Source organism: Verrucomicrobiia bacterium, from assembly GCA_035577545.1.
GTDB lineage: Bacteria > Verrucomicrobiota > Verrucomicrobiia > Palsa-1439 > Palsa-1439 > Palsa-1439.
Window position 1 is genome coordinate 59,155 of sequence record DATLVI010000027.1, and the last position, 11,439, is coordinate 70,593.

The following is an 11,439-nucleotide window of genomic DNA, read 5'->3' on the forward strand; positions in this document are numbered from 1 at the left end:
CCGTCACTTTTTCCCACTGCGGCCAGTCTGCAACAGAGACGCACCTCTCGCAATTGGGTGGAGCACTGATTCTCAGGTAGGAGGAACTCCTATAAACGCGGTCCACAATTCGTATGGCAAACTGTCGACTGTATAGTCGATTACTGGATTTCGATAGGTTTGATTTGAGGGACGATCAGGTGAAAGATCACCCATGTAGCGACGTACGCGCCACCACAAAGCAGCAGGATTTTGTCATACACCCCCGTGTTCTGGAGGACGTTCCCCACGAGCAACGAAAAACCCACGGAAACCACCGAGGAAAACATGCCGCCGATCCCCACGACCGAGGCCACAGCCCGCTTCGGAAATATGTCCGAGACGACGGTGAACATGGTGGCCGACCAACCCTGGTTGGCTGCCCCCGCCAATGCAAAAAAACTGGTCGCCAGCCAAACGTGTCGGGTGTGCGTGGCGAAAATCACCGGAACCGCGCAAAAGGCGCAAATGAGCGTCGCTGTCTTCCGCGCCCGGTTCAGTGACCAACCACACCGCAGAAGCCACGCGGACAACCCACCGCCCGCAATGCTGCCAAAAGCGGTCACGGTATAGACCACGACCAGTGGCAGGCCGAATTCCCGGAAGTTCAGCCCGAATTGCTTGTTAAAAATGTCCGGCAGCCAGAAAAGGTAAAACCACCAGACGGGCGCCGTCACTATGCCCGCCACTACATACGCCCATGTTTCACGGTGCCGAAACAAATGGCTCCACGGCACCTTCCCGGTACCCGTCGGTCCTGTGTCGCTTCGAATGTAAGCCAACTCTTCCGGTTTGAGTCGGCGCGATCTTTCGGGCGCGTCGTAAAGCAGGAGCCAGAACAGCAGCCAGACGAACCCGCTCAGCCCGGTAATAAAAAATGCCGTCTGCCACCCGAATTTCACAAACAGCCAGGGGAACAGAATTGGCCCGATGATGGGACCAACATTTGAGCCCGTGTTGAAGATGCCCGTGGCCAGCGACCGCTCGCCTTGTGGGAACCATTCGGCAACTGTCCGTATGGCCGCCGGCCAATTTCCCGACTCTCCAAGACCCAGTGCCACGCGTGCCGCCCCGAAATCAAAAACTGATTTCGCAGGTATGTGGAAAATGGTCGCCAGGCTCCAGAACACAACCGCGAAAGCGTAAGCGCCTTTTACCCCGACCCACTCGAGAAACGGACCAAACAACAACTGACCGGTGGCGTAGGCCGCCTGGAAAGCTGCGATCAGGTTTCCATAGTCTTGTTCGCTCCAATGGAACGCCCGGGTCAGTTCCGGCTTGAGAATGCCGAAAACATGCCGGTCCATATAGTTGATTAGCGTGGCAGAAAACAACAACGCGCAGATCACCCAGCGGAACTTCCCGACACTGGATTTTGGCGGAGCGTGGGACGGCGAAGTCATGGCAAATTGTCTCAGTACTTGATTTGAGCCCTCGCGCCTTCGAAAGCTGCACGGATAAAAGCGCAAAACTAGCGGGATGGTTGCACCGGCACAAGATAAAGATTGTTCCACGCCAACCGAAGGACTCACGTAAAGACCGGTGACTGACTTGAAAAGCGGTTCGCTACTCCCTGAGCTAGCCGGATCCACCTTCCTGTGCTGATGCACAAGCGAAAAACTTGAAAGATTTCAACCCCCGGTTCATGCTAAGTGTGTGCGCAAACATCAGAGACACGTTCTCCTTGTATTGGGATGGTATGATTACCGGCTGCAGCGGGGCGTTGAAAAGTACGCCCAAGAGCACGGCTGGCACATGTCGCCCGAGGTGACCAAGGAACGCGTCATCCCCTGGGGATGGAATGGAGACGGCATCCTTGCCTGGCTGGCGTCGGGTGATGACCTGGCAGAGTTCGTTGTCCGCGCCCGAAAACCGACGGTCGATTTCAGCTTCCGTCGGCCGCATCTGAAATTCGCCCGGGTCCTCTGTGATCACGTACAAGCGGCGCAACTCGCTGCCGAACACTTTCTTTCGCGCGGTTTCACGAATTTTGTCTATTACAGCGATTTCGACAACTGGTCCTTTGAGGAACGGGGCCAGGCATTTGTAGCCGTGTTGGGGCAGGCCGGGAAAAAGTGCGATTGGTTGCGGTGGCCTCAGCCATCCGCGTCCTCCCCGGCCAGTCGCTATCAAGAATGGAAGCGCAAACGCAAATGGCTGGCCGCGGAGTTGCGCAGCCGGCCGAAACCCCTCGCTGTGTTCGCCCCGAGTGATTGGATGGCAGTGGATATCCTGGAGACCTGTGAGAGCATCGGACTATCAGTACCGGAACAGGTCGCCATCGTCGGGGCGGACAATTTGCTTCTCGCGGCGGACACCATGCGTACACCCATTTCCACCGTGGATCCCAACCTGGAATTCATGGGTTATCGGGGGGCTGCCCTGCTGGATGAGTTGATGAATGGCAAGCCGGCACCCAGGAAACCTATACGAGTGCCACCTGCGGGATTGATCGTGCGCAAGAGCAGCGATCTGTTTGCGGTCGGCCACAAGGGCGTCGCCCGCAGCCTGCGCTTTATTTGGGAGCACCACCACGAACCCATACACGTTGGCGATCTGGCCAGGGCCGCTGGTATGTCGGTGCGGGGACTTCAACAGGCGTTTGTCGAACACATTGGAAGGTCGCCCGCTCACGAACTGCATCGCGTTCGTATCGACCATGCGAAACAATTGCTTATCTCGTCCACCGCGAGGACGGAAGCCATTGCCGCTCTGTGCGGCTATCCAAACACGAACAGTTTTTGGGTCGCGTTCCGCAGGGATACCGGGATGTCGCCCGCCCACTATCGCAAAGAACTTGCCGTCCCTCGGTAGGTGCAAACGGGCGCAACTGCCTCGTGAATTCGCGGTCTGTTGGCGTCATTGAACCAACTCGGCGCTGCATAACCCTTCCCGCCAATGCGCGTTTTTCAATTATTTTTGCGGGTTAGCCAAATTGACCGGATACCCGGCAATTGCTAGCCTCCGAGCCAGCGAGTAGAGACGGGTAGTGAGAACTTCTAAACCAATGGTGAGGAGAATTATCATGAGTAGAGTCTTTCGAGTGGGCGCATTACTAACTTGCGCATTCGCATTATCCACGGCGTCCCGTGCGCAGTCGTTGTCGTGGTCGGCTTACGACACCAGTGGGAACCTGGTCAACGCCAACGCTGGAACCGGTGGCGACCTGGTCGGGGGCAACACGGTGAGTTTTACGATCGGAACAGGCCAGTCATTGGCTTTTGTGACACAGAATTTCGTGCCGCTGGATCTGAGTGTGGCCGGCACAATCACGCAGGTATTCTATAATGTGTCAGCCCAAGGTTTGGGTACAGGCAATGGTGTCAATACCCGACCGATGGGCGTCGGTCTTTACAACACCGCAGGCACAGGCGGCGTGAGTGACGATGCTGGTTACTTCTCCCTGTGGAATGCGAACGGACCTTATCCCGAAATGTACACGCATAGCACCGCCAACGGCGCCAATCTCTTTCAGGGCACCCAACAGGGCCAGGGGACCATCAACACTGCCCCGTTGCAGGACTTCGTCACCTATGCCGGTCTGATTCGACTCCGAAACAGCAGTGGCAATATTGGTTTGGGTAACAACAGCCCTTCCTGGCCCTTCGCGGGTGCTGGTTGGACCGATTTCGGCAGTGTCACCAATACTGCTTACATCAATCCGACGACACCTCCGGGTGGCTTTAAGACGTTCAATGAGTTCGCCATCTATTACAGCAACACCAGCGGCGCAGATGAGACCATCAACCTGGACTCGATCACCCTGACTCCTGTGGCAGTGCCGGAGCCTTCCACAATTGCTTTCGTGGGAATGGGATTGCTGGGACTCATTTCGAGCCGTCGGCTTCGCAAGTAAGACGCGTGCTTGATTATTGGCGCTCACTGCTCATGCGAGGGTAAGCAGAAGATTGTGGCGGGGTCTGCCCGGGAGCAGGCCCCGCCGGTTATTTACGAAAGATGTCCCACGCAATCTCCTCTTATGGAGACTGGTGCAGCACGACCCGTAGTCGGGCGAGTGCGAAGGGAAAAGTCATGGCCACGATGAATCGCTTGCGAGTGATTACCCACCCTGTCCGTAGCAAACTGGTCGCAGTTCCCGGGACATGGCTGCTGGTTCTGGCCTTGCTTGCAGCCGCGGGCAACAGCCAGGCGGCCAATCCGACCTGGACCAATACTACCAGCGACGTCTGGCAAAGCCCCACCGCCTGGGATACCGCTCCGGCTTTTCCGGCCCCAGGCGACACAGTGAACTTCACGAACCCTGCCACCTATTCGGTGGCGCTCAATAGCGATGTTTCGGACCTGACTACCCTTTTCTTTGACAACACAGTAGGCACGCAAATCCTCACGCTAAACCTGGGTACGAACTCCCTCACTGTGGTTGGCAACGGAACCAGCCCCGGTCCATTTTACGTGGGTGGACAGGCCGGTGGCGCCACGGCGATTGTTTACCTGGTTTCTTCCACCGGTGCCGGGAAAGGGTTGTTCGTGACGAATAGCAGCAACAACTCGAAGTTCGTCATCGGCCGCAACAATCCGGGCCGGTTGTTCGTTACGAACGGCAATGTGACGGCGAACAACCTTGCCCTGGGTAGCTCCACCGCAGGAATCGGCGTCCTCGTACTCAGCGGTTCCAATACCTTTTGGAGCAATAGCGGAAGCATTGGGATGGGTAACTCCTCCACCAGCTACGGTTGTACGCTGGTAGTATCGAATTCGGCTTCAATGACCTGTGGCGGAGCGTTCAAGCTTGGATTTGGCATCACGGCCAGTTCGGGAGTGGTTCTCTTGGACAGCGGCGGCCGGCTGTTCACGACCGCTGCGGGCACGGCCGTTGGTGGCACCCCGGTTTCAACGAACAACACGGCGACGATCCAGGGTGGCAGCGTCTGGGACAACGGCGGTAAAGATTTCACGGTCGGTTCCGCGACGTTTGCCACGAACAATACCCTGGTGATCGGGACTGGTTCATCGGTCAGCAACAACAGTGTCGTGGTCATCAGCGCGGGGAACTCACTGAACCTGCAGGGCGGCGTCCTCCAGACCTCGGGAACCGTCACGAATTCGGGTACGATCAAAGGTTTTGGCAGCATCGCGGGGAACACCATAGTCCCCAGCGGTGGACTACTGGCCCCTGGCAATGGCACGGCGGTAGGACAGATCGCCTTTTCCAACAACCTGACGCTTGCCAGTGGGTCGAAGACACTCCTCAAGCTCGATAAGAGCCAGGGCGCAAGCAATGATTCCGTGAGTTTCTTCGGCACTACGACTTATGGCGGGACATTGACGGTGACCAACGTCGGTCCGACACTGACCGGCGGCGATACCTTCCAGGTTTTTGCCGCGGGCGCTTTCGCGACCGACTTTGCGATTACCAACCTCCCGCCGCTGAGTCCCTCGGTCAGTTGGGATACCTCGCAGATGCATTCCCAGGGCGTCATCTCCGTGGTGTTCCTGCCCGTGCCGCCGGGGATCGTGAACCTGACGAACCAAGCGGTGAACATCGGCGCAAGCGTCACGATTAGCGCGACGGTTACGGGCATCCCCACGCCTACGCTGCAATGGCAGGAGAACGGGACGAATATCGCCAACACATCGTCCACAGTCTCCATCCCCAACGCGCAAACCGGTGACAGCGGGACCTACTGCCTGATCGCCAGTAACGTCGCCGGCGTCGTGACCAACTGCATGACCCTGACCGTATCGTCGAACGATGTTCCACCGACGATTACCGGTCCGACGGACCAATCGGTCATCCTCGGTCACACGGGCACGTTCAGCGCTGCCGTCAGCGGCATTCCGACGCCGACGGTACAGTGGTTGGAGAACGGGACGAACATTGTTGGCGCAACAAGCAACCCGCTGGTGTTGACGAATGTGCAGTATTCGCAAAATGGATTCCTGTATTCCGTGGTCGCAAGCAACAGGGCCGGGGTAGCCACGAGTAGCAACGCAACTTTGTTCGTTCTCTTGCCGCCGACGATTTCCGCGCAACCACAAAACACGGTCGCGACAAATCTGCAAAGCGCATCTTTGTCCGTCACGGCCAGTGGAGTGCCTGCCCCGATTTATCAGTGGTACAAGAACAGCATTATCATCTCGAGCGTCGGCAATCCCACGGCTACAAACGCCACATTTACCATCGGCTCGGTCGCGCCGACTGATGCCGGCACATATTCCGTCGTGGTTTCCAATGTCGCGGGGGTGGCGACCAGCAGCAATGCGACACTAACCGTCTATTCCCCGATGGCTGCCACCACGCAGCCGACCAATGGCTCGACGGGCATCTGCTATGACACGCCGCTCTACCTGAATTTTACCCAGTTACCGGTACTCAAGAAGGTCGGCCAGATTCGCATTTACAACATGACCAACAGCGTCACGCCAGTGGACACCATCGATCTGACAGCAAACTTTGATAACCCCAACGTCGCCAACAGCGCGACGAACATCGCGCAGAATATTCAGGCGCGCGCCATTGCTGGTGATACCTTCAACACATTCCCGGTCATTATCACGGGTAACACCGCGGCGATCTACCCACATCTGGATGTGCTGAATCCGAACCAGACGTACTATGTCACGGTGGATGCCGGCTGCTTCACCGACACCAATGGCGCCAATTATGCCGGCATCAGCGGCACCAACGCGTGGCGATTCTCCACCAAGCCGACCGGCCCGGCCAATCCGACCAATCTGGTAGTGGCTGCCGATAACAGCGGGGACTTCCTCACAGTACAAGGCGCGGTGGACTCGCTGCCCGCCAACAATACCACGCATACGCTGATCAACATTCGCAACGGCACTTACCGCGAAATCGTCAACGTGCATTCAAAAAACAACATTACCTTCCGCGGCCAAAGTCGCCTGGGCACCCTCGTTGGCTACCCCAACAACGCCAACGTGGCCCCTGGCGCTACCACCCATCTCCGCATGGCGTTCAAGGTGAACGCCAACGACATTGCGCTGGAGAATCTCAACCTCGTCAACATGACTCCCAAAGGCGGTTCGCAAGCAGAGGCGCTGATGCTCGAAACCGCGATCAGGCGCTTCATTTTCTTCAATTGCGAAGTGGACAGTTTCCAGGACACGATCCTCGGCAACACCAGCGGCACCCAGGCTTATTTCCAGGATAACCTGATCCAAGGCGACGTAGACTACATCTGGGGCGGCATGAACGCGTTCTTCACCAATTGCGAGTTGCGAACACGAACGTCTCCGGCCAATCTCATCCAGCCGCGGACCGACGCGACCAGCAACGGCATGTCTTTCGTGAACTGCCAACTGACGAGGACCAGTAACACCGTCACCAGCATCGGACTGGCCCGGGCACTCGGCTTTGGGGATGGGAATGTAATTTATGCCAACTGTCAGATTGACGCCAGTGGATTTGCCGGTTGGAACGCGCAGGATCTCATCGACAATCCGAATCTTCGTTGGTGGGAATACAACAATAGCAACCTGACCAGCACCGCGTCGGTTACTTTCAACGGCACGCAGTTGACCAACGGTGACCCACGGGTGACGCTTGCCTTGAGCGCCACGAACTGGCTGTACGGGTGGGTGCCACAATTGGCCCCCAACATTACGAACCAGCCTGTTTCGCTCGTCGTGACCACCGGTCAGGCCGCGGCCTTCAGCGTGGGTGCCACCGGTATTCCTTATCCGGCCTATCAATGGCTCAAGGCCGGCACCAACCTGGTCACCGCTACGAGCGCCACGCTGTCCTTTGCGAACGCCCAGGCCGGCGATGCAGGAACCTATTCCGTGATCGTGTCGAATGTCGCCGGCACACTCGCCAGCACAAATGTAACGCTGATCGTCATAGGGCCGCCAACAGCAAGCTTTACCGCCAGTCCGACCAATGGCGTGGAACCGTTGGTGGTGACCTTCACAGACACTTCCAGCGGGTCGCCGCTCAGCATATCGTGGAATCTGGGCGACAGTACCTCCACCAACACGGGCGGTGGCGCGAGCTTTGGGCATGCCTACACGGCCGGCGTCTATACCGTGACGTTGATCGCGAGCAACACGGCGGGACTCGGCAGTGTGACACAGTCGAATTTGATTACGGTGATCACAGCCTTCCAGTCGTGGCAACAACAATACTTCGGGTGTACGAACTGCCCGCAGGCTGCCGCTTCCGCTGATCCGGACGGTGACGGCCAGAACAACCAGGCTGAGTTCCTCGCGGGGACGGACCCCACCAACGGCGCTTCCGGTTTCCGTATCCTCTCGACAGTCCGCCAAGGGAACGACATTGCGATCATTTGGACGGCCGCTGGCGGGCGAACCAACGCTGTGCAGGCGACGACCGGCGGTGTCGGCGGAAGCTACGCCACCAACTTCGCCGACGTCAGTGGGCCGGTCGTTCTGCCGGGTAGCGGAAGTGTGACGACCAACTATGTCGATAGCGGTGGGGCCAGCAATGGCCCCGTCCGTTACTACCGCGTGCGGCTGGTGCCATAGGCACTTGCGGATACAGCAGGGGACGCACATCCCTGCCTGTTCTCATCCTATCAATTCAGGTGGTTTTACGAGACTTGGAGGCGTCCCGTTTTCCCGATTTCCCAAGGAAGAGCCCTGACTTAGCCTCTGACAACTCGTCCAGGGGACCGATGGCAGTGCCAAGAGATTTGCCACGGCGTCAACATAGTTTCCACTTGGCTTGGTGATCTTCTTCGTTCGTATCTAGTGGGTCCGACGAAAGTGCCTCTCCTGCAGTCGGTAGCGACTTGTAAAAACCTCAAATACATTTGTTGGCACGATCAAGGCTAAAGGGTATCGCTGGAGAATTCAGTTGGGGGGCCAGCCATAGGGGCTCAGTTGTTTTTCGTAGGACTGAAGGGAATGATTCGACCGCTTTTGCGGCTCCTCTGGATGGGAGCATGAAATGGAAAGTCAGTCGGCCCGAATTGCGCCATGACGCGCAGGAAGGCAAGATACAAATGAACACGTGTCGTAACACCAATGAACTCAAACAAACCCGCCGGAGTGGTAGCGCCAGCGGCCGCCAGATTCACAAGCTGTTGTTGCTCGGTATCGTCAATCTCCTTGTAGGGATTAACGTCTGGGCGCAAGGCGCCCCGCCGACAACGACAACCGTGTCCGCCATGGGTATAGGCGCAAATAGTGCGGCGGTGTACGGTAGTGTCAACCCGAACGGGCTGGCGACCGCAGTGCATTTTCAATATGGCACTACCACAGCTTACGGCAGCACGACCGTGTCCCAACAAGCCGGCAGCGGGACGACGACAGTCACCCTCACGGCCAGCCTGAGTTCGCTCACGGCCTCGACGACTTATCACTATCGGTTTGTGGCCAGCAACAGCTTGGGAACCAGCTACGGCGCGGACAAGACATTCACCACCACCAGCGCCAGCGGCGGCGCGCCGCCGACCGCGACAACGATGGTGGCCAGCGGCATCTCCAGCACCAGCGTCACCGACAACGGTACGGCCGACCCGAACGGCCTGGCCACCACGACGTACTTCCAATGGGGGACAACCACCAGTTACGGCAACACGACGACATCACAATCCGCTGGCAGTGGAACAACGGCAGTCGGTGTGTCTGCCAGCCTGGGGTCACTCAGCCCATCCACCACCTATCACTACCGGCTAGTGGCCAGCAACAGCTTGGGCATCAGCTACGGCGCGGACGTGTCTTTCACCACCAGTGCCAGCGGGGCCCTACCAACGGCCACGACCGCCCCGGCCAGCAACATCAGTTCCACTTCGGCCACACCGAACGGCAGTGTTAACCCGAACGGGCTGACGACCACGGTGTACTTCCAATTCGGCACCACGACGGCCTACGGCAGCACGACCGCACCAAAATCCGTTGGCAGCGGAACAATTGCCATCGGCGTGTCGGATCTTTTCGCCAGGTTGACGTCTTCGACGACTTACCATTATCGGTTGGTAGCCAGCAATAGTCGGGGCACCAGCTACGGCGCAGACGTGGCGTTTACCACGAGCGCCGGCGGCACAACACCGACGATCGCCACAGCCTCACCCTTGCCGGCGGCGACGGTGGGTGTGGCGTACAGCGGGACTTTCACAGCCACCGGCGGAACGAGCCCGTACGTGTGGTCGATCAGCGCGGGCAGTTTACCTGCCGGATTGACCTTGAGCAGCGGAGGCGTGGTCAGTGGCACACCCACGACGGCAACCACGGCGAGTTTCACAGTGAAGGTGACCGGCGCCAACGGCTTGTCCTCCACGAAGTCCTTTACCTTGACGGTCAACCCGACGGGCACCACCTACACGGTCGCCACCAGTGCCAACCCATCGAACGGCGGCACAACCAGCCCGAATGGCAGTTTCTCGAACGGATCCACGGTCACCGCCCAGGCAACGATCAAAACTGGCTACAGCTTCGTGAACTGGACCAAGAACGGGGCGGCGGTCAGCACTTCGCCCAGCTACAGCTTCCAACTCAATGGGAATGTGACGCTGGTGGCCAACTTCACGCCGGTTTATACGATCACGGCAACTGCCAGCCCGTCCAGTGGCGGCACGATATCCGGTCTGGGCAACGGCCTGTTCATCAGCGGCTCGACCGTTTCGTTGACCGCGAATCCGTCCGCTGGCTACAGCTTCAAAAATTGGACCGAGAACGGCTCCGTTGTTTCCTCCTCCGCAACATACAGCTTTACCGCGACCGCCAACCGTACGCTGGTCGCCAATTTCTCAGCCACCAGCACATCGGGGAATTACATGTGGTCCCTGGTTCATGGCGGGACGTCGTCAGACGACGGTCGCGCCGTGGCCGTGGACAAGCGCGACGGCAGTGTACTGCTCACGGGCGACTTCACCGGACCGGTAGATTTCGGTGGCGGTGGCATCTCTGGCACTTCCGGTAGTAGCGTGATGCTGGTCAAGTATGCAGCCAATGGGACGTATCAGTGGGCCAAAGCACCCACCGGCAACGGCGTCAGCCAGGGCGAAGCCGTGGCGGTCGATGCCAACGGCAACGTGTTTGTGACCGGATATTTCGCCAACTCGATCAACTTCGGCGCGCCCTCCGGCTCGATGACCAGCGCGGGTTGGTACGATATCTTTGTAGTGAAATACTCTCCAGCGGGCGTTTGCCTCTGGTCCAAGCAGTTTGGCAGCCCGAATTCCGGCGACAATCCAGGCGACGAAGCTGGCTATTCCATTGCGGTGGACAGCGCCGGCAACGTCATCGTCGGCGGCTCCTTCGATGGCATCGCGAATTTTGGCGTGAAGAGTTTGACGGCCACCGGCAGCAAGAACGGGTTTGTCTTGAAGCTCGCCGGGACGGATGGGACGCCGCAGTGGGTCAATCAGGTCGCCAGTTCCGCCTCCAGCGCGGTCCAGGGCGTGGCGGTGGATAGCGCCAACAATGTGCTCATCACCGGTTGGTACGGAGGCACTGTCAATCTCGGGGGCGGGT

The 11,439-nt window shown here is 58.4% G+C and carries 5 protein-coding genes; 4 read left to right on the plus strand and 1 reads right to left on the minus strand.

The genetic code is table 11. From position 1 onward, the window contains the following. Nucleotides 1-140: 140 nt before the first annotated feature. Nucleotides 141-1,421, minus strand: a complete 1,281-nt coding sequence (locus VNL17_09505; GenBank protein HXI84309.1) for an MFS transporter — start codon at nt 1,419-1,421, stop codon at nt 141-143. Nucleotides 1,422-1,674: 253 nt separating this feature from the next. Between VNL17_09505 and VNL17_09510 the strand changes: the two genes are divergently transcribed. The 4 genes from VNL17_09510 to VNL17_09525 all read left to right on the plus strand — a co-directional run. Then, the gene (locus VNL17_09510) at nt 1,675-2,832 is read left to right on the plus strand and encodes a DNA-binding transcriptional regulator (protein HXI84310.1); all 1,158 of its coding nucleotides are present in this window, start codon (nt 1,675-1,677) and stop codon (nt 2,830-2,832) included. A gap of 211 nt (nt 2,833-3,043) precedes the next feature. Further along, nucleotides 3,044-3,874, plus strand: a complete 831-nt coding sequence (locus VNL17_09515) for a PEP-CTERM sorting domain-containing protein (GenBank protein HXI84311.1) — start codon at nt 3,044-3,046, stop codon at nt 3,872-3,874. A 185-nt stretch (nt 3,875-4,059) separates the two neighbouring features. Continuing rightward, entirely contained in the window at nt 4,060-8,487 is a 4,428-nt protein-coding gene (locus VNL17_09520; GenBank protein HXI84312.1) for a pectinesterase family protein, read from the plus strand. Between the two features lie 419 nt (nt 8,488-8,906). Beyond that, on the plus strand, nt 8,907-11,439 hold a 2,533-nt coding region (locus VNL17_09525; GenBank protein HXI84313.1), incomplete at its 3' end, for a putative Ig domain-containing protein.